The organism is Streptomyces sp. NPDC029122, from assembly GCF_055569445.1.
Genome location: NZ_JBVHWK010000005.1, coordinates 169,754 through 190,051, shown reverse-complemented (window position 1 = coordinate 190,051; position 20,298 = coordinate 169,754). Strand labels below are relative to the sequence as shown.

Here is a 20,298-nt window from a genome sequence, read left to right as displayed (position 1 = left end):
GAGCCATCCGCCGTCGCCGATGGCTCCCGTGGTCCGCGAGAACGGCCGGGGGCCTGGCCAGAGCCTGGACAAGGGTCACGCGGGCCTCGGAACGTCTCCCGAGGGAGGTGCGGCTCTTTCCGGTATTCCGGTGTATCACCAATTTTCCTCCGCGTCATCCCGTAGTCAAGGGGAATGGGCGGATGAAATCCAGGAGCGAATGGCCGGATAGAACTGGCCTTGCGCAGGGCTGAGTTGGGGTGTGGCATCATGGCCGCATTGTCCGACCGCTGGGTTCGCCGGAGGACTGAGGGATGAAGTTACCTGGCTCCGCGTTACCGGCGTCGGAGGACAGGCGGCTCAGGCGCCGTCTCAAGAAGGTCCGCCACACCTGCGAGGGACTGCTCGCGCAGTGGGGCATGGAGCACGGATGCGGCATCGACGAACTCCACGCATATCTCAGCGAGCAGCGTGGACGCCCCATCCATTTGATTCCGACGGCCTTCCCCGAGCGGCATCTCTTCGGCGTATGGCTGAAAACCGATGACTTCGACATCATCGCCTTCGAGAAGGCCGCTTCGGCGTCGCACAAGGAACACATCATCGCCCACGAGCTCGCCCACATCGCCTTCGACCACAACGGATCCGTCCAGCTGGACCAGCTCGGCGGCCCCGCCGAGGCCCCGGCGGCCGACGCCGACGGCTCCGGCGGGCTGTTCTCGGACGTCGACCCCGACGCCGTCCGCGGCGTGCTGATGCGTTCCCGCTACAGCGACGACGAGGAGCAGGAGGCCGAGACCATGGCCTCGCTGATCCTCGCCCGGGCCACCAAGCGCTGGACCGAGCGCGCCTGGGGCGTGCCGGACGAGGCCGCCGAGATCGTGGCCCGGATCGAGAGCGGGCTCGGCAGGCCCGACCAGGGGCCCGCGTGATCTACACCGTCCTCGCGTGGGTCTGCGCCTTCGTGGGCCTCGCGGCCTTCGCCTACCGGCTCCCGGACCTGCTGCGCCGGAGGAACGACATCGCCCTGTGGGCGCTGTGCACCTACTTCCTGTGCTCCGGGATCAGCTTCCTCGTCGACCTGGACCAGCTCCGGCTGCACATTTCCGCCTTCTTCGGCCTGCCCAACATCACCTCGCTGATCACCCAGGCCGCCGTGGTGGTGCTGACCGCCGCGCAGCAGGTCGTCCTCGTCTACTGGTCCTCGCCGCCCGCCGAGGCCCGGCGCATGGCGCGCCGCCGCGTCCTGTTCTTCGGGGCGGCCCTCGCGGTCCTGGTCGTCGCCTCCTTCGCCGTCGGCCCGGTGGCGCACTCGGAGACGGCCACCTCCACGATCCTGCTCAGCATCCAGCACGGCAGCTACGCCCTCTACATGTCCTTCTACCTGCTGATCTGCGCCGTGGGCCAGTTCGAGACGGTGCGGCTGTCGCTGCGCTTCACGACGATGGCCAACCGGCAGTGGCTCAAGGTCGGCATGCGCACCGTCACCGTCGGCGCCAGCATGATCCTCGTCTACTGCGTCACCCGCGGCATCCAGATCGCCGGGACCCGCCTGGACTTCGACGCGGCCGTGCTCGACCCGATCCAGTGGACCTGCGGCAGCGTCGGCGCCCTCCTCCAGATCGCCGGCTGGACCATCCCCTCCTGGGGGATCCGCATCACCCGCGCCCGGGGCTGGGCCCGCAGCTACCGCTCCTACCTGCGGCTGCGGCCCCTGTGGTGGGCGCTGTACGAGGCCACGCCCGACATCGCGCTGGACCCGCCGCGCTCCTGGCTGCGCGACCTGGTGCCGCCCCGGGACCCGCACTACCGCCTCTACCGGCGCGTCATCGAGATACGCGACGGCCAGCTCATCCTGCGCACCTCCCTCTCCCTGGAGGACTTCGTCCGCGTGGCCCGCTCCCTGGACCTCCCCGAGGACCCCACCTCCCCCCTGGGCGAGGCGCTCCAGGTGCGCGCCGTCCTGAGCCGCCCGGCCGAGGAGCGGGCCGAGCGCGCCGAGCGGGCCGACACCTCCGACATCCCCGTACGGCCCCCGTACGAGGACTTCCGCGACGAGGTGGACTGGCTCAGCAAGGTGGCCTCCTCCTTCGACGACCTCCGCCAGCGCCGCGCCGGCGGGGTCGACGCCGGTCTGCTGTCATGACGGCGCCCGCCGGCCCGCCGGGCGGCGCCGAGGCACGTGACGCGGCGGTCCGGCTCGCCGTACGCACCATCGGCCGCCTCGTGGCCCTGGACACGGAGCGCGGCGCGACGGCCGCCCTGCCCGCCGTACACGAGGCCGTGCGGCGGATCCCTGAACTGGCGGCCGACCCGCCGGCCCTGCGCGCGTACGACCCGGACCGGCTCGCGGCCCTCGCCGAGCTGAGCGAGGTCATCGGCTGGATCCTCTTCGACGCGGGCCGCTACCGGCAGGCCCGCCGGATGAACGCACGGGCGCTGGCCCTGGCGGAGCTCTGCGGCGACCGCTGGACGGCCCGGCTGGTCCTGCTGAACCACAGCATGCTCACCGCCCACACCGGACGGCCGCGCGCCGCTCTGGAGGCCGCGGCCCGGGTGGGCGGACCACGGCCGCTCCCGGCGAGGGTCGCGAGCCTCGTCCTGATCCGGCAGGCCCACGCCACGGCCCTGCTCGGCGGCCGGAGGGAGCCGCTGGAGCTGGTGTCCCGCGCCCGCAGCCGGTTCCTCGACGGCGTCTCCCGCCGGGATCCGCACTGGGCCTGGTGGATCGACGAGACCGAACTGCTGGGCCACGAGGGCTGGGTGCAGGCCAGGCTGCGCCGCTGGGACCGGGCCATCGCGCTGCTGCACCGGGCGGCCACCGCCCCGGGCCCCTCCTACCGGCACCTGTTCACGGCGCAGCTGCTCGCGGCCCTCGCGGGCGCAGGGGCCTGGCGCGAGGCGGAGGAGCTGATCGCAAGGGTCGCTCCGGGCGCCGCCGCCATCGGGTCGGTACGGACCACCGAGACCCTCGGCGGGACGGCGCGCGCCCTCCGCCGTGACGCGGGCGTTCCGGCCCGGCTGCGGGACGCGGCGGCCTTCCTCCAGGAATCGCTGCCCGCATAGGACCCCGCAGGACCGGCAGCCGGAACCGCCCGTCGGGCGGGGGCCGCGGACCAGCAGGTCCGCGGATCACCGGACAACACACGGAACAGACAGGACGACCCCATGCGCCCCTTAAGGATCTCCACGCCCGCCGCCGGCCTGCTGGCGGCGGCCGCGCTCCTCTTCGCCTTCGGCGGACCGGTGTCGCAGGCCTCCCTCGGCACCCGCACCGCCTCGGCGGCGTCGGCGGAGGCGGACGCCGCCGCGACGGGCAGTGCGTACATCTCGACGCACCTCTACTTCGGTACGGGCAGGCACGACGGGCACCCGCCCATCACCGAGGAGGAGTTCAACCAGTTCATCGCCGACGTGGTCACGCCGCGCTTTCCTTCCGGGCTGACCCTCCAGGAGGGCCGTGGCCAGTGGCGTGACAAGGAAGGCGACATCAACCGGGAGAGATCGTACGAGCTGACGGTCATGTACCCGGTGCGCGAGGCCCACGCCCGGAACGCCGACATCGAGTACATCCGCAGGCTCTACTGCACGATGTGGGAACTGGAGTCGGTCGGCCGGGCCGATGTCCGGGCGGCGGTCGACTTCTGACGGACGACCGGTCCGGGGCCGTCGGAGGACGACCGCCGTTCCGGTGCGGCCCCGGTCCGTGCACCCCCGGACCGGGGCCGCCCGCCGCCGGCCCCGGGGAGCCCGCCGCCGTGCCGCCCGTCAGCGGCGGCACCGGCCGCTTCCCGCGGCCCGGAAAGCCGGGTACGGTGATCGCCACGACGGGCCGACCCGTGTGCGGCCTCCGGCGCCGATCGGCCGCCCGCCCGTCCGCCCGCGGCGCCGACCGCCGCCGGCCGCCCGTACCGGGTGCCGGCGCTCGACGCAGAGCCCCGCGCCGGGCCCTCGGATAGGGTGAATCGGTACGAATCAGGCCCCCTCGGGGTGAGGTCGGTGCATTGGACACTTACCAGTCGACGAGCAAGGTGCCCGATCCGCCGGCGGCGGCGGTCGGGTACGCCGGCGTACTGCGCGAACTGCTCCCGATCGCCCTGTGGCGGGAGGACGCGGACGGCCGCGTCGTGGAGTGGTCCCTGGCCGCCCAGGACCTGCTGGGCCACCGCCCCGAGGACATCCTCGGCCGCCCCGGCACCGCCGTACTCGTCCCCGAGGCCAACCGCGAGCTCGCCGACGACCTGACCCGCCGGGTCCAGGCCGGCGAAACCGTCGTCGGCACCCTGCCCGTGCGCCACCGCGACGGCCACCGGGTGGCGATGGAGATGTGGATCGTGCCCGCCGCCGACCCCCAGGGCCGTACCGGCGCCATGCTCATCGCCGTCGAGACCTCCGAGGTCCTGCGCATGCGGGACTCCCTCGCCGCCCTCCAGAGCCTCTTCACCCAGTCACCCATCGGCCTCGCCACCCTCGGCCCCGACCTGCGCTTCCTCCGCGTCAACGACGCCCTCGCCCGGATGAACGGCGTCTCCGCCGCCGAGCACCTCGGCAAACGCCTCACCGAGGTCGTACCCGGCGTCAACGCCACCGCCCTCGAGGACACGATGCGCCAGGTGCTCGAACAGGGCACCGCCGTCGTCGACGTCCGCCGCACCGGCCGCACCCCCGCCGACCCCGACCAGGACCGCACCTGGTCCTGCTCCTACGCCCCCCTGCTCGACGGCGGCGGCCGCCCCCTCGGCCTGATCGCCTCCCTCATCGACATCACCGAGGGCCAGCGGGCCCAGCTGGAGGCCGAGCGGGCCCGGGCCCGCTTCGCCCTGCTCGCCGAAGCCGGCACCCGCATCGGGACCACCCTCGACCTGCGCCAGACCGCCCAGGAGATCGCCGACCTGCTGGTCCCTCAGCTCGCGGACTCGGCCGACGTACAGCTCCTCGAGGCCGTACTGGACCCCGACGAGAGCGCCGTCGCCGCCGCCTCCGCCCACGGGCTGCTGCGCAGGCTCGCCGCCACCTTCCCCGACCCCTCGGCCCCCACCTCCCGCCTCGCACCGGGCCAGACCTTCCGCATCCCCGCCGGGACCGTGTACGAGCGCGTCATCGCCGAGGGCGTGCCCATGAACCTGTACGTCTCCGACATCCCCGCGCTGATCACCGACCCGCGCGCGGACGCCCTGCGCGACTACCTGGCCACCCTCGGATCGGCCCGGATGGTGCCCCTGGTCGCGCGCGGCAAGGTGCTCGGGGCGGTCGCCGTGACCCGGCTGCGCTCCCGCGAGCCCTTCGACGCGGAGGACTGCGTGCTCATCGACGAACTCGTCGCCCGGGCCGCCCTCAACATCGACAACGCCCGGATGTACACCAGCCAGCGCCAGGCCGCCCTCACCCTCCAGCGCAGCCTCACCAACAGCGCCCTGCCCGACGTGCCCGGCCTGGAACTCACCGGCCGCTACCTGCCCGCCAGCGAACACGACGTCGGCGGCGACTGGTACGACGTCATCCAGCTGCCCGGCGGCCGTACCGGACTCGTCATCGGCGACGTCATGGGCCACGGCATCCACGCGGCCGCCGTCATGGGCCAGCTGCGCACCGCCGTGCGCACCCTCGCCCGCCACGACGTACCGCCCGGCCGACTGCTGCGCTCCCTCGACGCGGTCGTGGCCGACCTCGGCGAGGACGTGATGGCGACCTGCGTCTACGCCGTCCACGACCCGGCCGCGGGAGGCTGCGTCATCGCCCGCGCCGGCCACCCGCCGCCCGCCGTGGCCACCCCCGACGGACGGGTCGCCTTCCTCCAGGGCCCGCCCAACACCCCGCTGGGCACCGGCGGGCGGGAATTCCGCACCGAGGAGGTCCCGCTGCCCCCCGGCAGCCTGCTCGCCCTCTACACCGACGGGCTGATCGAGTGCCGTGACCGGGACCTCGACGAGGGGATGGACCGCCTCGCCGGGGTCCTGCGCCGGGCGGGCAGGCCGCTGGAGGAGCTGTGCGACGGCATCCTGGCGCGGCTGCTGCCCGCCGCCCCGCAGGACGACGTGGCCGTACTGCTGGCCCGTACCGCCCGGACCGGGTGACGGCCCGCCCGGGCGGAGCTCACCAGCCCAGGTCCTCCAGGGCTTCCAGGTCCATGCCCAGCGGCAGCGGGGCCTCACCGCCCGACGGTGACAGCTCCGCCCAGATGACCTTTCCGCGCTCCGTGTAGCGGGTGCCCCACCGTTCGGCGTACTGCGCGACCAGGAACAGGCCCCGGCCCCCTTCGTCGGTGGTGGCCGCGTACCGCAGGTGCGGCGAGGTGCTGCTGCCGTCGGCGACCTCGCAGATCAGGTTCCGGTCGCGCAGCAGGCGGACCCGGATCGGTTCGTTCGCGTACCGGATGGCGTTGGTGATCAGCTCGCTGAGGATCAGCTCGGCCGTGAAGGACGCCTCGTCCAGCCCCCAGTCCCGCAGCTGGGCGGCGGCCTCCCGGCGCACCCGCGAGACGGCCGCCGGATCGTCGGGCACGTCCCACTCCGCGATCCGGTCCGGCTCCAGCCGCCGGATGTCGGCCACCAGCAGCGCGATGTCGTCGCTCGGCGCCGGGAAGAGCATCGCCGCCAGCACGTCCGCGCAGGCCTGCTCGGGGCTGCGGCCGCGCCGCGACAGGGTCTCGCTCAGCAGCGTCAGCCCGTTGTCGAAGTCCCGGCCGCGGTCCTCCACCAGCCCGTCCGTGAACAGCACCAGCCGGCTCCCCTCGGGCAGCACCAGCCCCGCCGTCTCGAAGGGCATGCCGCCCACCCCGAGCGGGAGCCCGGTGGGCAGCTCGGGGAACTCGACCCGCCCGTCGGGGTGCACGAGGGCGGGCCCCGGGTGGCCGGCGCTGGCCATCGTGCACTGCCCCGACACCGGGTCGTAGACGGCGTACAGGCAGGTGGCGCCCGTGATCCCGGCGGGCGGCTCCTCCGTCCCCCCGGCGAGGCCCGCGCCCCCGGCGTCGCCCTCGGCCGGCCCGCCGTCCTCCAGCTGGTCGATCCGGTCGGTCAGCTCGTCCAGATGGCCCAGCAGCTCGTCCGGCGGCATGTCCAGCGTGGAGAAGTTGTGCACGGCGGTCCGCAGCCGGCCCATCGTCGCCGCCGCGTGCACCCCGTGGCCGACCACGTCACCCACCACCAGCGCCACCCGGGCCCCCGGCAGCGGGATCACGTCGAACCAGTCCCCGCCCACCCCCGCCTTCGCCGGCAGGTACCGGAAGGCCGTGTCCACCGCGCTCAGCTCCGGCAGCACCCGGGGCAGCAGGCTCCGCTGGAGGGCCACCGCCGTCGCGTGCTCGCGCGTGAACCGGCGGGCGTTGTCGACGGAGACCGCCGCCCGTGCCCCCAGCTCCTCCGCGAAGGACAGGTCCTCCTCGTCGAAGGCCTCCGGGGTGTCCGCCGCCCGCCAGAAGTTGGCCATGCCCAGGACCACGCCCCGGGCCTGGAGCGGTACGGAGATCAGCGAGTGGAGCCCGTAGTCCAGGGCCTGCCGCGTCCCCGCCTCGTCCTGGGCCCGCCAGCCCATCGCCGCGTTCAGGTCGGCGGCCAGCACCGCGTGCCCGTCGGCCAGGGCCGCCGCCATCGGGGCCGTGGGCACCTCGAAGCGGATGACGTCCCCGACCGGCTGGAGCGGCTGGTCGGTGCGCCTCCCGCTCATCGCCGCCCGGCGCATCTCCGTGTGCACCCCCGCCGCCGGCGAGGGCTCGTCCCCGCGCAGCACCGGCTCCAGCAGCTCCACGGTGACGAAGTCCGCGAAACGCGGCACGGCCACCTCCGACAGCTCCTCGGCCGTCCGCACCACGTCCAGGGTGGTGCCGATCCGCACTCCCGCCTCGTACAGCATCTGGAGCCGCTCCCGGGCGACCTCGGCGCGCCCGGACAGCGCCGCGAGCTCGGTGGTGTCGCGCAGGGTGGTGACGCTGCCCGACGGTCGCCCGGCGAAGGGCTCCGTGGGGCGTACGTTGACGGCGAGCAGCCGGTCTCCCGCCAGATGGACCTCGTCGGTGGCGACCCGCCCCGACAGCAGCAGCTCGGTGGTGCGCGGGTCCAGGCCGAGGTCGCCGACGTGCCGCTGCTCGGCATCGGGCGGCAGGTTCAGCAGCCGCCGGGCCTCGTCGTTGGCCAGCAGCAGCCGGTGATCGGCGCCGACGATCAGCACGCCCTCGCGCACGGCGTGCAGTACCGCCTCGTGGTGCTCGTTCATCCGGGCCATCTCCACGGCCCCCAGGCCGCGGGTCTGGCGCCGCAGCCGCCGGCTGACCAGGGCGGCGCCGCCGGTGCCCAGCAGCAGGGCGCCCGCCGCGGCGCCGAGGAGCAGCGGCAGCTGGCCCTCCACCGTCTCGCCGACGTTCTCCACCTCGATGCCGGTGGCGACCAGCCCCACGACGGCGCCCCGCGCGTCCCGTACGGGGACCACGGCGCGGACCGCGTCACTGGGATCGCCCGTGAACACCTCCGTGAAGGACTCCCCGGCCGCCGCGCGGGCGAGGTCTCCCGTGGCGCGCTGCCCGATCAGCTCGGGCCGGGAGTCCGTGTAGCGGACCCCGTCGGTGGTCATGACGGCGACGAAGTCCACCCCGGAGGCGCGGCGGGCACCGTCGGCGAGCGGCTGCAGTTCGGCGGTGGGGTCGGGGGACTTCAGGGCCGCGGGCAGGCCCGGGGCGTGGGCGAAGGCCTCGGCGGCGGCCAGCGAACGGTCGCGGGCGTTGCGCTGGCTGTCGTAGCGCGCCTGGAACACCAGGGCCAGCGCGGCCGTGGTGATCAGTACCAGCACGATGACGGCGGTGACGGAGAACACCTGGCCGGCGATGCTGTTCCGGGCCAGCCAGAGGCGCGCGGGCAGGCTCGCCGGCCGCGTCTCCCTGTGCCGACCCGAACGTCCGGTCATGAGCCCTTTCTAACACTGTCGCCGCTCGCCGGAGCGCTGGCCGCGGCCGCCCGGTACGCGCGGGGGCTCAGACCGAAGGCGGCGCCGAAGTGCTGGCGGAAGGTGACCTCGCTGGCGAACCCGGCGCGCCGGGCCACCTCGGGCACCGGATGGTCGGTGCGCTCCAGCAGTTTGCGCGCCTCGTCCAGACGGCGGCTCAGCAGCCATTTGTGGGGTGTGGTGCCGGTGGCCGCGGTGAAGTGCCGGGCGAAGGAGCGCGGGGACATGCCCGCCCAGCGGGCCAGTGCGGCCACGTCCAGCGGCTCGTGCAGCCGCCGCAGGGCCTGCTCCCGCACGGCGGCCAGCGCCTCGGCGGTACGGTCCGCCGCCGGGGTGGGCCGGTCGAGGTACTGGGCGTGGTCCCCGGTCCGGAAGGGGCCGGTCACCATCGAGCGGGCGATGGCGGCGGCGGCCTCGGCGCCGTGGGCCTCGCGGACCAGGTGCAGGCACAGGTCGATCCCGGAGGCCACCCCGGCGGAGGTCCACAGCCCGTCGTCCTCCACGAAGAGCGGGGCCTCCTCGACCAGCACCGCCGGGTAGCGGGCCGCGAGCTGAGGGGCCAGCCACCAGTGCGTCACCGCGCGGCGGCCGTCCAGCAGACCGGCCTCGGCGAGTACGAACGCCCCGGCGCAGAGCGCGGCCACCGGCACCCCGCGGGCGTGGGCGGCGCGCAGGGCGGCGAGGACGGGCTCGGGCGTCGGGTCGGCCGGTTCGGCCAGCGCCGGTACGACGATCAGGTCGGCCCGGCCGAGCCAGTCCAGGCCCCGGTCGGGCATCAGGGTCAGCCCGCCGGGCAGGCGGATCGGCCCGTCGTCCAGGGCGCAGCGGCGCAGCTCGAAGGGGGGCACCCCGGAGCGGCTGCGGTCCGGGCCCCAGACCTCCGTGATGACGGCGAGGTCGAAGCTGCGGATCCCTGGCTGGGCGACGATGGCGACGCGCTGCATGCGGCCACTGTGCCAGAGCCGGACCGGAACGACTGCCAACCTGGCAGGATCTCATCGGTTCCCGGCTGCGTCGCCCCTGGGGCGGGAGCGGCCGCGGAGACACGATGGAGCCATGACAGAGAACGCGATCGAGATCGCAGCCGACAGTGCCCTGCTCGTCATCGACGTCCAGAAGGGCTTCGACGACACCTCCTTCTGGGGGCCGCGCGACAACCCGGCCGCCGAGGGGAACATCGCCGCCCTCATGGACGCCTGGCGGGAGACCGGCCGTCCCGTGGTGCTGGTCCGGCACGCCTCGCGGCCCGGCTCGGTGCTGGCCCCGGACCAGCCGGGACACGCCTTCAAGGACTTCGTCGAGAACCGGCGCGGACAGGAGTCCCTGCTGGTCACCAAGACCGTCAACTCCGCCTTCTACGGCACCCCGGACCTGGCCGGGTGGCTCGACGGGAACGGTGTCCGCCAGCTGGTCGTCGCCGGGATCCAGACCAACATGTGCGTGGAGACCACGGCCCGGATGGCGGGGAACCTCGGTTACGAGGTGCTGGTCCCGCTGGACGCCACCCACACCTTCGACCTGGCCGGCCCGGACGGCCTGTCCCTCACCGCCGGCGAGCTGGCCGCCGCCACAGCGGTCAACCTCCAGGGCGGCGGCTTCGCCCGCGTGGTGACCACGGCCCGGCTGCTGGAGGCCGCCGCGGCCGTTCGGACCCCGTAGCGGCCTTCGCCGCCGCCCGGGCGTCGAACGCCCGGGGCCCGGCACCCCCGGGCGGGGGGTACCGGGCCCCGCGGGTCCGGGCGCGGTGTGTGGGAGGGCCTCAGAGCACGTCGGCGGCGATGTTCTCCGCGACCCGCTCCAGCAGGGGACCGGCGTTCGGAATGGACTTCGCCGGGTCGGGCTCCAGGTCCGTCAGCGGGTACGCCTTGCGGATGCCCGCCGCCTCCAGCGCCTCCTGGCCCAGCAGCAGCCGGCCGCAGACCGCCACCACCGGCTTGCCCGCGGCGCGCGCCGCGGCGGCGACCCCGGCCGGGGCCTTGCCGTGCAGGGTCTGCTCGTCCAGGGAGCCCTCGCCGGTGATGACCAGCGTGGCCCGCTCCAGCGCGGGGGCGAAGCCCAGCACCTCCAGCATCAGCTCGATGCCGGGCCGGAACGTCGCGCCGAGCAGCAGGGCCCCGTAGCCGATGCCGCCCGCGCCGCCCGCGCCCGGGAGCACCGCGCAGTCCGCGGCCTTCGCGCCGATCGACTTCTCCAGCACCACCGCGAAGTGCGCCAGCGCCGCGTCGAGCGTGGCCACGTCCTCGGGCGAAGCGCCCTTCTGCGGGCCGTACACCGCCGCGCAGCCCTTGGGGCCGGTCAGCGGGTTGTCCACGTCGCTGGCCAGGACGAAGTCCACCTCCGCGAAGCGGGGGTCGACACCGGAGAGGTCCGCCGACGCCAGGGACGCCAGCGCGCCGCCGCCCGGACCGACCGGTTCGCCGTTCGCGTCCAGGAACACGGCGCCCAGCGCGGCCAGCATGCCCGCGCCGCCGTCGGTGGTGGCGCTGCCGCCCACGCCGAAGACGATGGAGCGCGCGCCCGCGTCCAGCGCGGCCTTCAGCAGCTCGCCGGAGCCGTACGTGGTCGCCGTCAGCGGGGCGAAGGTGCCCGCCGGCAGCAGCTGGAGGCCGGAGGCCTCCGCCATCTCGACCACGGCGGTGCCGTCGCGCAGGGCGAAGGCGGCCGTGACCTGGTCGCCGAGGGGTCCGGTGACCCGTACCTCCCGGCGTTCGAAACCGGCCGCGACGGCGGCCGCGACCGTACCGTCGCCGCCGTCCGCGACCGGGAGGGTCTCGACCTCCACGCCCGGGACGGCCCTGCGAAGGCCGGCCGTCACCCGCTCGGCGACCTGAACGGCCGTGAGCGAACCCTTGAATTTGTCCGCGGCGATGAGCACGCGCGCGGCCTCAGTTACTGCTCCGTCCGTCACCTTGCTATCCCTTGCTATCGAACAGTGCAGTCGCGCCACCATGAGCTTATCCGGAGGATCCTCCTATGCCCACGAGTGGCCTGGGCCACATGCGGCGCGCCATACCGCTAAATAGGGATATATGCCTGCATAGTGTGGCCGCATGAGCGCGGAATCACTGGAACAAGCAGCTGCGGACGCCCCCGCGGCGGGGTTCGGCGGCCCGGCGGACGCCTCCCCCGACCTCGGCGTCGTCACCGTCGGAGTGCTCGCCGTGCTCGCCGTCGTCGCCTGGGCGGCCCTCGGCAAGGACTCCTTCGAGACCGCCTCCAGTACCGCGCTCGCCTGGGTGCTGAACAACTTCGCCTGGCTGTTCGTGATCGCCGCCGACGTCTTCCTCGTCATGTGCGTCCTCCTCGCCATCAGCCGCTTCGGCCGGATCCGGCTCGGCGCCGACGGCTCCGAACCGGAATTCGGCAACCTCGCGTGGATCGCGATGATGTTCAGCGCGGGCATGGGCATCGGCCTGATGTTCTACGGGGTGGGGGAACCGCTCACCCACTACCTGAACCCGCCCCCCGCCAGCGGCGCCGCCCCCGGCACCGGGGCCGCCGCCCGCGCCGCACTGGACTACTCCTTCTTCCACTGGACGCTCACCCCCTGGGCCATCTACGGCATCGCCGGCCTCGCCCTCGCCTACGCCACCTTCCGCAAGGGCCGCGGCAACCGCCTCAGCTCCGCCTTCGTCCCCCTCATCGGCGAGGCCAGGGCCAACGGCCGGCCCGGCCAGGCCATCGACCTGCTCGCCGTCTTCGCCACCGTCTTCGGCACCGCGACCAGCCTCGGCCTCGGCGCCCTCCAGGTCGCCAAGGGCCTCGACATCACCACCGGCATCCAGGACTCGACCGGCGTCGAGCTGATCATCATCGCCTCGCTCTCGGCCGCCTTCGTCCTGTCCGCCTTCTCCGGCCTGCACCGGGGCGTGAAGTGGCTCAGCACCCTCAACATCGTGCTCGCCGCCGCCCTCATGCTCTTCGTCTTCGTCCTGGGCCCGACCGTCTACGTCCTCGACGTCATCCCGGCCGGCGTCGGCAGCTACCTGCACGAACTGCTGCCCATGGCCTCCCGCACCGGCGCCTTCACCGACAGCGCCTGGCTCGGCGCGTGGACGATCTTCTACTGGGCCTGGTGGCTCTCCTGGGCCCCCTTCGTCGGCACCTTCATCGCCCGCATCTCCCGCGGCCGCACCATCCGGGAGTTCCTCGTCGGCGTCCTGCTCGTCCCGAGCGGAGCCACCGTCGTCTGGTTCTGCGTGATGGGCGGCACCGCCATCCGCCTCGACTCCACCGGCGCCGCGGACCTCGCCTCCAAGGTCAAGGAGGGCGCCGAGGCCTCCCTGTTCGCCATGCTCGACGCGCTCCCGCTCGGCACCCTCACCTCCTGGGTGGCCATGGCCCTGGTCATGACGTACTTCGTCACCAGCGCCGACTCCGCCTCCCTGGTCATGGGCTCCCTCACCAGCCGGGGCTCCCTGCACCCGCCCACCTGGCTCGTCGTCACCTGGGGCGTGCTGATGGCCGCCGTGGCCGCCGTACTGCTCGTCGCGGGCGGCCTGAAATCCCTGCAGACCGCGACCATCCTGGTCGCCCTGCCCTTCGTGATCGTCATGCTGCTGCTGTGCTGGGCCCTGCTGAAGGAACTGCGCGCGGACCCCGGCGCGGGACCGGCCCGCCACCCCGCCCTCCACGGACTGCGGGACGCGGTCAAGGCCATGGTCGGCGACGCCATCACCGAGCAGGGCCAGACCCGCCACCCCCGGCTGCGCCGCGTCGCCGAATCCCGCGGACGGGACCGGACGGACGGCGGCGACACCCCTTAGGCCCCGTCCGCGGACATCGGCGCGGGCCCGCCCGGGACGGCGGTCCCGGACGGCGGCTAGGGTGGCCCGCGTGACCACCACGGATGACTTCGCCACCTACGTCGCGAGCCTGCCCCGGGTGCTGGCCGGCGCCGCCGCCCTCTACCGCGACGCCGGGGGCCGCGTCCTGCTCGTCGAGCCCAACTACCGTGAGGGCTGGGCCCTGCCGGGCGGAACCATCGAGTCGGACCGGGGCGAGTCACCCCGGACGGCCGCACGGCGCGAGAGCGCCGAGGAGATCGGCATCGACATCCCGCTCGGCCGGCTCCTCGCCGTCGACTGGAGCCTGGGAGCCGGCCGCCCGCCGCTGGTCGCCTACCTCTACGACGGCGGCGTGCTCGACGCCGGACAGCTCGCCTCCATCACCCTCCAGGAGGACGAACTGCTCTCCTGGAAGCTCGTCGGACCCGACGAGCTCACGCACCACCTCCTCGGACCGCTCGGCCTGCGCGCCCAAGAGGCGTACCGCGTCCTGGAGTCGGGCGAGGGCACCGTGGAACTGGAGAACGGCCGACGGCCCGTCAACCGCTGAACCCCGCGCACCCGCACTCCTGCGACCAGGGCAGAATCAACAGATGATCACGATGTACGCCTGGCCGAGCACGGCCGACGGGCCCGACGCCCTTCCCATGGTCCACTTCACCACCGACGAGCAGTCGGGCGGCGAGGTCTCCGACGAGGGAATGCCGGTCTGGCTGTTCGACACCGCGATACGCGAGGGCGGCTGGTCCTCCTTCGAGGACTTCGAGGGCTGGTCCGCGCCCGCCGAGGGCTGGCAGGCCTTCTACCGCCGCGAGGACGACGTCCTCGCCGTCACCGGCCCCGGCGCCTGCGAGGGCTGGTACCAGGGCCGGCTCGGCGCCGACGACGACTGGATCAAGGCGGCCGCCGCCCAGAACAGCGTGGTCCTGCTCGCCGCACCCGTCCAGCACCCGTCCCTCTACGCCTACGCCGTCGAAGCCGGCGCCGGCTTCGCGCTGCTCGTCCCGCTGGTGGTGATCTGAGCTACCGGGCCCCCGCGCCGCTCTCGAACTCCAGCAGCCGCACCTTGCGCTCGATGCCACCGCCGTACCCGGTCATCGAGCCCGAGGCTCCGATCACCCGGTGGCAGGGGACGATGATCCCGACCGGGTTCTTGCCGTTGGCCAGGCCGACCGCGCGCGAGGCGTTCGGCTTGCCGAGCTCCGCGGCGAGCCGCCCGTACGACCACGTCTGCCCGTACGGGATCCGTACGAGCTGCTCCCAGACGCTGCGCTGGAAGTCGGTGCCCTCCAGCCGGACCGGCACGGTGAACTCGGTCAGGTCGCCGGCGAAGTACGCGGCCAGCTGCCGCACCACCTCGGGGAACGGCTCCTCGGCGGCCGAGACCCGCTCACCGAAGGACTCCTCGGCCGGCCGGTGGCGCTGGCCGGTCATGTAGAGCCCGCTGAGGACGCCGTCCGCGGCGACCAGGGTGAGCGACCCGTAGGGGCTGTCCACGACGGTGTACTGCTTGCTGGCGGTGCTGCTCACGACTGTGCTCCTCGTTCGGGCATGCGGTTGATCGGGTGGGCGTCGGTGGCCCACAGGTACTGGACGGCGTACGCGCGCCAGGGCCGCCAGCGGCCCGCGCAAGCGGTCAGGGCGGCGGGCGTGGACGGCAGCCCCAGCCCCCGGGCCGCCCGGCGGACTCCCAGGTCGGCGGGGAGGAAGGCGTCCGGGTCGCCCAGCGCCCGCATCGCGATGATCTCGGTGGTCCACGGCCCGAAGCCGGGCAGCGCGGAGAGCCGTGCGCGGGCCGCCTCCCAGTCGCTGTCGATCCCGAGCGGCAGCGAACCGTCGGCCAGGGCGGCGATCAGGGTGGTGAGGGTGGTGCGGCGGCCGCGCGGCATCGACAGGGACTCCGGGTCGATGGCGGCCAGCGCCGCGGGGGAAGGGAACAGGTGGGTCAACCCGCCGTGGGGGTCCTCGACGGGCTCCCCGTACGCGGTCACCAGCCGGGCCGCGTGCGTACGCGCGGCCGCGGTGGACACCTGCTGCCCGAGGACCGCCCGTACGGCGAACTCCGCCGCGTCGACGGTACGGGGAACCCGGCGACCGGGGCCCCGGTCCACGAGCGGGGCCAGCAGCGGATCGGTGCGGAGCTGACCGTCGACGGCCTCCGGGTCGGCGTCCAGGTCCAGCATCCACCGGCAGCGGCTGATGGCGATGGTCAGGTCCCGCAGGTCGGTCAGCGCGAGCCGGCAGCCGATGTGGTCGGGGCCGGGCGACAGCGCGACCACCCCGGAGCCGTACGGCAGCCTCAGGGTCCGCCGGTAGGCCCCGTCACGCCACTCCTCGACCCCGGGGACGGCGGTGGCGGCGAGGTGCCCGAAGAGGTTGTCCGGGTTGAGCGGGGCCCGGTACGGCAGCCGCAGGCTGATCGTCCCGGGGATCCGCGGCTCCTGCCGCCCCGCCCGCGCGGCGCGCAGCCGCAGCTCGCCGGGGGTCAGCGCGAAGACCTCCCGTACGGTCTCGTTGAAGTTCCGGATGGAGGAGAAGCCGGCCGCGAAGGCGACGTCGCCCATCGGCAGCTCGGAGGTCTCGATGAGCAGCCGGGCGGTCTGGGCGCGCTGCGCCCGGGCCAGGGCCAGCGGCCCGGCCCCGAGCTCGGCGTTGAGCTGCCGTTCCACCTGCCGGGTCGAGTACCCGAGCCGCACGGCCAGGCCCGGTACCCCTTCGCGGTCGACCACCCCGTCCCGGATCAGGCGCATGGCGCGGGCGACGGCGTCGGCGCGGGCGTTCCACTCGGGGGATCCCGGGCTGGTGTCGGGCCGGCACCGCTTGCAGGCCCGGTACCCGGCCTGCTGGCAGGCGGCGGCGCTGGGCAGGAAGCTCATGTTCTCGACCTTGGGCGGCACGGCCGGGCAGCTGGGCCGGCAGTAGATGCCGGTCGTCCGGACCGCGGTGAAGAACCACCCGTCGAACCGGGCGTCCTTCGACTGCACGGCCCTGACGCAGCGGTCGGTGTCGGTGTACATGGCTCCAGCATCCCGTCCGCCCCCGGCCGGGGCTGGCGGTTTTCCGACATCAAGATTAGCCCCGCAGCCGGGGTCGGGGACGGCGCCCCCGTCCGCAAGCGGCCGGGAACGCGGGAAGGCCCCGGGTCCGGGGACCCGGGGCCTTCCCCGTGCGACGATCGGCGGCGCTACGGCAGCTGCGCCGCGCGTGCCTCGCGCCGGTTGTGGCGGAACGTGTTCGCGCGACGGGTCGTCGCGAACAGCGGGATGGTCGCCGCGAGGGCGATCTGCAGGGCGCAGCCCGTCTGGAGGAGCAGCTGGCCGCCCGGGGCGTCGAACGCCCAGGCCGCCAGGAGGCCCATCGCCCCGACGATCCAGCTCAGCATCGCCGCCGCGAGGACACCCCGCGGCTTGGGGTACTCGACCCGGCTCACCATCAGCCACGCCACCCCGATGATCGCCAGCAGCGTCGGGACGAACGGGAGCTCCAGCAGCACGATGGAGACCACCGTCAGCGCCCCGAAGGGGCTCGGCATGCCCTGGAACATGCCGTCCTTCATCGTCACGCAGCTGAATCTCGCGAGCCTGAGGACGACCGCCAGCAGGACCACGATCGCCGCGAGCGCCGACATCTTCTGGTGCGCGTCGTCGGCGACCATGCCGTAGACCAGCACGAAGTACGCCGGCGCCAGCCCGAAGCTGATCAGGTCGGAGAGGTTGTCCAGCTCCGCGCCCATCGGCGAGCTGCGCAGCTTGCGGGCGACGATGCCGTCGAAGAGGTCGAAGACCGCCGCGAGCAGCATCAGTATCACCGCGGTCGCCGCACTGTGCCGGGCCATGCCCGACTCGCCGCTGCCGGTGAGGTGCGGGATGAGGATTCCGGTGGTGGTGAAGTACACCGCCATGAACCCGCACGTGGCGTTGCCGAGGGTGAGGGTGTCCGCTATCGACAGCCGCAGCGAGAGCGGCATGTCGTCCTCGGCGGACTCCTCCTCCGCGGACTCGGGCACCCAGCCGGTGGCAGGAGTCTCGGGGTCAGTCACGGTCAATTCGGGTCACCCCCGCGGTGGTGGCCTGACCGACCTCGACCGCGACCTCGACGCCCTCCGGGAGGTAGATGTCGACGCGGGAGCCGAAGCGGATCAGACCGATGCGTTCGCCCTGCTCCACCTTGGTTCCGGCCGGCAGGTACGGGACGATGCGGCGCGCGACGGCGCCGGCGATCTGCACCATCTCGATGTCGCCGAGCTCGGTGTCGAAGTGCCAGACAACGCGCTCGTTGTTCTCGCTCTCCTTGTTGAACGCCGGGACGAACCCGCCGGGGATGTGCTCCACGGACGTCACCGTGCCCGCGAGGGGCGCGCGGTTGACGTGGACGTTCAGCGGGCTCATGAAGATCGCGACGCGGGTGCGCCCGTCCTTCCACGGCATGATGCTCTGCACCACACCGTCGGCGGGCGAGATGACACGGCCCTGGGCGATCTCGCGCTCGGGGTCGCGGAAGAACCACAGCATGCCCGCCGCGAGAGCGGTGACGGGCACGGCCGCCGCGGCCCAGCGTCCGGACTTGCGGGCCCGGGCGAGGCTGAGCGCCGCGGTGGCGACGGTCGGCAGAAGCCACGGCGATGCTCCGCGCGCGAGGCGTACGCCGGTAAGGCTGTCGCGGTGTGCAGAGGTTTGGCTGTGGGGCATGGATGACCTTCGTAGCGGGTGATTGCCGCGCCGCAAACGGGGGGACGGGACGGCGGCTTTACTGGAATGCTATCGGTTGCGCGCAACAACTGGGCAAGCCAGAAGCCGAGTCGATGGCCGTCGGCCAGTGACTGCTGGTGACTCTTCTGCGGTGGATCATCGGATGATCCACCGCAAAAGGGACATTCAGCCCTGGAGTCGGTACTCCTCGAGCAGGCGTCGCCCGATGATCATTTTCTGGATCTCGGCGGTTCCTTCACCGATCAGGAGCATCGGTGCTTCGCGGTAGAGGCGCTCGATCTCGTACTCCTTCGAGAACCCGTACCCGCCGTGGATACGGAAGGCGTCCTCGACGACCTCCTTGCAGTATTCGGAGGCGAGGTACTTCGCCATCCCGGCTTCGAGGTCGTTTCGTTCCCCGGAGTCCTTTTTGCGTGCCGCGTTCACCATCATGGCATGGGCGGCCTCGACCTTGGTAGCCATCTCGGCCAGCTTGAACTGGATGGCCTGGTGCTCGGCGATCGCCTTGCCGAAAGTGTGACGTTGCTGGGCATACGAGACACCCAGCTCAAAAGCACGCTGCGCGACGCCGCAGCCACGGGCCGCCACGTTCACCCGGCCGACCTCGACGCCGTCCATCATTTGGTAAAACCCTCGGCCCGTCCGGCCCCCGAGGACCCTATTGGCCGGAATGCGCAGTCCGTCCATGATGAGCTCGGTCGTGTCGACGCCCTTGTAGCCCATCTTGTCGATCTTGCCCGGGATGGTCAGGCCCGGACGGACCTCCCCGAAGCCCGGCTCCTTCTCGACGAGGAAGGTGGTCATCGACTTGTGGGGCGCCGTGCCCTCGGGGTGTCCTTCGTCACTCCGGACCAGAACGGCCACGAGGGTCGAGGAGCCGCCGTTCGTCAGCCACATCTTCTGGCCGTTCAGGACGTACTCGTCACCGTCCTTCACCGCCTTCGACGTGATGGCCGACACGTCCGAGCCCAGCCCGGGCTCCGACATCGAGAAGGCGCCGCGCACCTCGCCCAGGGCCATGCGCGGGAGGAAGTGGTCCTTCTGCTCCTGCGTGCCGTGCTGCTTGAGCATGTACGCCACGATGAAGTGGGTGTTGATGATGCCCGAGACGGACATCCAGCCCCGCGCTATCTCCTCGACGCACAGCGCGTAGGTGAGCAGCGACTCACCCAGGCCGCCGTACTCCTCGGGGATCATCAGGCCGAAGAGGCCGAGCTCCTTGAGGCCGTCGACGATCTGCTGGGGGTACTCGTCGCGGTGCTCCAGCTCGGTCGCGACCGGGATGATCTCCTTGTCGACGAACTCCCGGACGGTCTTGAGGATCTCCTGCTGGACGTCCGTGAGCCCGGCGGTCTGGGCGAGTCGTGCCATGGCTACTTCCCCTGTTCCTTCAGCTGAGGCCGGCCGGGCTGCTCGCCGCCGCGCGCCGTGATGTACGTCTCGGTCGGGACCATCACCTTGCGCCGGAAGACGCAGACGAGGGTGCCGTCCTGCTTGTAACCCTTGGTCTCCACGTAGACGATGCCGCGGTCGTCCTTGGACTTCGACGGGGTCTTGTCCAGGACCGTGGTCTCGCCGTAGATCGTGTCGCCGTGGAAGGTCGGCGCCACGTGCCGCAGGGACTCGATCTCCAGGTTGGCGATGGCCTTCCCGGAGACGTCCGGCACGGACATGCCGAGCAGCAGCGAGTAGACGTAGTTGCCCACGACCACGTTCTTGCCGAAGTCGGTCGTGTTCTCGGCGTAGTTGCTGTCCATGTGCAGCGGGTGGTGGTTCATGGTCAGCAGACAGAAGAGGTGGTCGTCGTACTCCGTGACCGTCTTCCCGGGCCAGTGCTTGTAGACGGCCCCGACCTCGAACTCTTCGTACGTGCGTCCGAACTGCATGGA

The 20,298-nt window shown here is 72.9% G+C and carries 18 protein-coding genes; 9 read left to right on the top strand and 9 right to left on the bottom strand.

The genetic code is table 11. The annotated features are described in order from the left end of the window. Window positions 1–293 precede the first annotated feature (293 nt). The 5 genes from ACZ4WZ_RS09005 (at window position 294) to ACZ4WZ_RS08985 (ending at window position 6,053) form a co-directional block, all read left to right on the top strand. On the top strand, window positions 294–911 hold the full coding sequence (locus ACZ4WZ_RS09005) for a hypothetical protein (RefSeq protein WP_467887075.1): 618 nt from the start codon (window positions 294–296) through the stop codon (window positions 909–911). Next, window positions 908–2,125, top strand: a complete 1,218-nt coding sequence (locus ACZ4WZ_RS09000) for an MAB_1171c family putative transporter (RefSeq protein ID WP_467887073.1) — start codon at window positions 908–910, stop codon at window positions 2,123–2,125. Before ACZ4WZ_RS09005 ends, ACZ4WZ_RS09000 begins: the two co-directional genes overlap by 4 nt. Next, a complete protein-coding gene (locus ACZ4WZ_RS08995; RefSeq protein ID WP_467887070.1) occupies window positions 2,122–3,045 on the top strand; it encodes a DNA-binding protein in 924 nt (307 codons plus the stop codon). The genes ACZ4WZ_RS09000 and ACZ4WZ_RS08995 overlap by 4 nt, the downstream gene beginning before the upstream one ends. 102 nt (window positions 3,046–3,147) lie before the next feature. Continuing rightward, a complete protein-coding gene (locus ACZ4WZ_RS08990) occupies window positions 3,148–3,627 on the top strand; it encodes a DUF3574 domain-containing protein (RefSeq protein ID WP_467887068.1) in 480 nt (159 codons plus the stop codon). A gap of 356 nt (window positions 3,628–3,983) precedes the next feature. Next, window positions 3,984–6,053 (top strand): SpoIIE family protein phosphatase, encoded by a 2,070-nt coding sequence (locus ACZ4WZ_RS08985; protein ID WP_467887065.1) that lies wholly within the window; start codon window positions 3,984–3,986, stop codon window positions 6,051–6,053. A 19-nt stretch (window positions 6,054–6,072) separates the two neighbouring features. On the opposite strand, the gene ACZ4WZ_RS08980 is transcribed toward ACZ4WZ_RS08985, so the two are convergent. Together ACZ4WZ_RS08980 and ACZ4WZ_RS08975 are read right to left on the bottom strand one after the other, a co-directional pair. Then, window positions 6,073–8,874, bottom strand: coding sequence for a SpoIIE family protein phosphatase (locus tag ACZ4WZ_RS08980; RefSeq protein WP_467887062.1), 2,802 nt, complete (start codon window positions 8,872–8,874; stop codon window positions 6,073–6,075). After that, the gene (locus ACZ4WZ_RS08975; RefSeq protein ID WP_467887060.1) at window positions 8,871–9,857 is read right to left on the bottom strand and encodes a GlxA family transcriptional regulator; all 987 of its coding nucleotides are present in this window, start codon (window positions 9,855–9,857) and stop codon (window positions 8,871–8,873) included. Before ACZ4WZ_RS08975 ends, ACZ4WZ_RS08980 begins: the two co-directional genes overlap by 4 nt. A gap of 112 nt (window positions 9,858–9,969) precedes the next feature. On the opposite strand from ACZ4WZ_RS08975, the gene ACZ4WZ_RS08970 reads away from it, so the two are divergent. Beyond that, window positions 9,970–10,572, top strand: coding sequence for a cysteine hydrolase family protein (locus ACZ4WZ_RS08970; RefSeq protein WP_467887058.1), 603 nt, complete (start codon window positions 9,970–9,972; stop codon window positions 10,570–10,572). A 100-nt stretch (window positions 10,573–10,672) separates the two neighbouring features. Here the strand turns inward: ACZ4WZ_RS08970 and ACZ4WZ_RS08965 are convergent, their stop codons facing one another. Next, a complete protein-coding gene (locus ACZ4WZ_RS08965) occupies window positions 10,673–11,821 on the bottom strand; it encodes a glycerate kinase (RefSeq protein ID WP_467887055.1) in 1,149 nt (382 codons plus the stop codon). Window positions 11,822–11,963: 142 nt separating this feature from the next. Here ACZ4WZ_RS08965 and ACZ4WZ_RS08960 point away from each other — a divergent pair, with 142 nt between their 5' ends. The 3 genes from ACZ4WZ_RS08960 (at window position 11,964) to ACZ4WZ_RS08950 (ending at window position 14,722) form a co-directional block, all read left to right on the top strand. Then, window positions 11,964–13,679: a BCCT family transporter gene (locus ACZ4WZ_RS08960; RefSeq protein ID WP_467887053.1), complete on the top strand. Its 1,716-nt coding sequence runs from the start codon at window positions 11,964–11,966 to the stop codon at window positions 13,677–13,679. A 70-nt stretch (window positions 13,680–13,749) separates the two neighbouring features. Next, the gene (locus tag ACZ4WZ_RS08955; protein ID WP_467887051.1) at window positions 13,750–14,250 is read left to right on the top strand and encodes an NUDIX domain-containing protein; all 501 of its coding nucleotides are present in this window, start codon (window positions 13,750–13,752) and stop codon (window positions 14,248–14,250) included. A gap of 43 nt (window positions 14,251–14,293) precedes the next feature. After that, the gene (locus ACZ4WZ_RS08950) at window positions 14,294–14,722 is read left to right on the top strand and encodes a hypothetical protein (protein ID WP_467887048.1); all 429 of its coding nucleotides are present in this window, start codon (window positions 14,294–14,296) and stop codon (window positions 14,720–14,722) included. Window position 14,723: 1 nt separating this feature from the next. Here ACZ4WZ_RS08950 and ACZ4WZ_RS08945 read toward each other — a convergent pair whose 3' ends face one another. The 6 genes from ACZ4WZ_RS08945 to ACZ4WZ_RS08920 all read right to left on the bottom strand — a co-directional run bounded on the left by ACZ4WZ_RS08945 (window position 14,724) and on the right by ACZ4WZ_RS08920 (window position 20,295). After that, window positions 14,724–15,230, bottom strand: coding sequence for a methylated-DNA--[protein]-cysteine S-methyltransferase (locus ACZ4WZ_RS08945; protein WP_467887046.1), 507 nt, complete (start codon window positions 15,228–15,230; stop codon window positions 14,724–14,726). Further along, window positions 15,227–16,717 (bottom strand): AlkA N-terminal domain-containing protein, encoded by a 1,491-nt coding sequence (locus ACZ4WZ_RS08940; protein ID WP_467887043.1) that lies wholly within the window; start codon window positions 16,715–16,717, stop codon window positions 15,227–15,229. Before ACZ4WZ_RS08940 ends, ACZ4WZ_RS08945 begins: the two co-directional genes overlap by 4 nt. Before the next feature lie 167 nt (window positions 16,718–16,884). Next, window positions 16,885–17,745, bottom strand: a complete 861-nt coding sequence (pssA, locus tag ACZ4WZ_RS08935; protein WP_185911220.1) for a CDP-diacylglycerol--serine O-phosphatidyltransferase — start codon at window positions 17,743–17,745, stop codon at window positions 16,885–16,887. Beyond that, window positions 17,732–18,388 (bottom strand): phosphatidylserine decarboxylase, encoded by a 657-nt coding sequence (locus ACZ4WZ_RS08930; RefSeq protein ID WP_467887039.1) that lies wholly within the window; start codon window positions 18,386–18,388, stop codon window positions 17,732–17,734. Before ACZ4WZ_RS08930 ends, pssA begins: the two co-directional genes overlap by 14 nt. A gap of 186 nt (window positions 18,389–18,574) precedes the next feature. Then, window positions 18,575–19,780 (bottom strand): acyl-CoA dehydrogenase family protein, encoded by a 1,206-nt coding sequence (locus ACZ4WZ_RS08925; protein ID WP_467887036.1) that lies wholly within the window; start codon window positions 19,778–19,780, stop codon window positions 18,575–18,577. A 2-nt stretch (window positions 19,781–19,782) separates the two neighbouring features. Beyond that, window positions 19,783–20,295 (bottom strand): MaoC family dehydratase, encoded by a 513-nt coding sequence (locus ACZ4WZ_RS08920; RefSeq protein WP_388942681.1) that lies wholly within the window; start codon window positions 20,293–20,295, stop codon window positions 19,783–19,785. Between the last annotated feature and the right edge of the window lie 3 nt (window positions 20,296–20,298).

What these genes read in the sequence shown, in the direction of transcription:
- ACZ4WZ_RS08970 (WP_467887058.1), top strand. Translation starts at nt 9,970, where the DNA reads ATGACAGAGAACGCGATCGAGATCGCAGCCGACAGTGCCCTGCTCGTC.
- ACZ4WZ_RS08950 (WP_467887048.1), top strand. Translation starts at nt 14,294, where the DNA reads ATGATCACGATGTACGCCTGGCCGAGCACGGCCGACGGGCCCGACGCC.
- ACZ4WZ_RS08975 (WP_467887060.1), bottom strand. Translation starts at nt 9,857, where the DNA reads ATGCAGCGCGTCGCCATCGTCGCCCAGCCAGGGATCCGCAGCTTCGAC.
- ACZ4WZ_RS08990 (WP_467887068.1), top strand. Translation starts at nt 3,148, where the DNA reads ATGCGCCCCTTAAGGATCTCCACGCCCGCCGCCGGCCTGCTGGCGGCG.
- ACZ4WZ_RS09005 (WP_467887075.1), top strand. Translation starts at nt 294, where the DNA reads ATGAAGTTACCTGGCTCCGCGTTACCGGCGTCGGAGGACAGGCGGCTC.
- ACZ4WZ_RS08980 (WP_467887062.1), bottom strand. Translation starts at nt 8,874, where the DNA reads ATGACCGGACGTTCGGGTCGGCACAGGGAGACGCGGCCGGCGAGCCTG.
- ACZ4WZ_RS08925 (WP_467887036.1), bottom strand. Translation starts at nt 19,780, where the DNA reads ATGGCACGACTCGCCCAGACCGCCGGGCTCACGGACGTCCAGCAGGAG.
- ACZ4WZ_RS08960 (WP_467887053.1), top strand. Translation starts at nt 11,964, where the DNA reads ATGAGCGCGGAATCACTGGAACAAGCAGCTGCGGACGCCCCCGCGGCG.
- ACZ4WZ_RS08995 (WP_467887070.1), top strand. Translation starts at nt 2,122, where the DNA reads ATGACGGCGCCCGCCGGCCCGCCGGGCGGCGCCGAGGCACGTGACGCG.
- ACZ4WZ_RS08920 (WP_388942681.1), bottom strand. Translation starts at nt 20,295, where the DNA reads ATGCAGTTCGGACGCACGTACGAAGAGTTCGAGGTCGGGGCCGTCTAC.
- ACZ4WZ_RS08940 (WP_467887043.1), bottom strand. Translation starts at nt 16,717, where the DNA reads ATGTACACCGACACCGACCGCTGCGTCAGGGCCGTGCAGTCGAAGGAC.
- ACZ4WZ_RS08930 (WP_467887039.1), bottom strand. Translation starts at nt 18,388, where the DNA reads ATGCCCCACAGCCAAACCTCTGCACACCGCGACAGCCTTACCGGCGTA.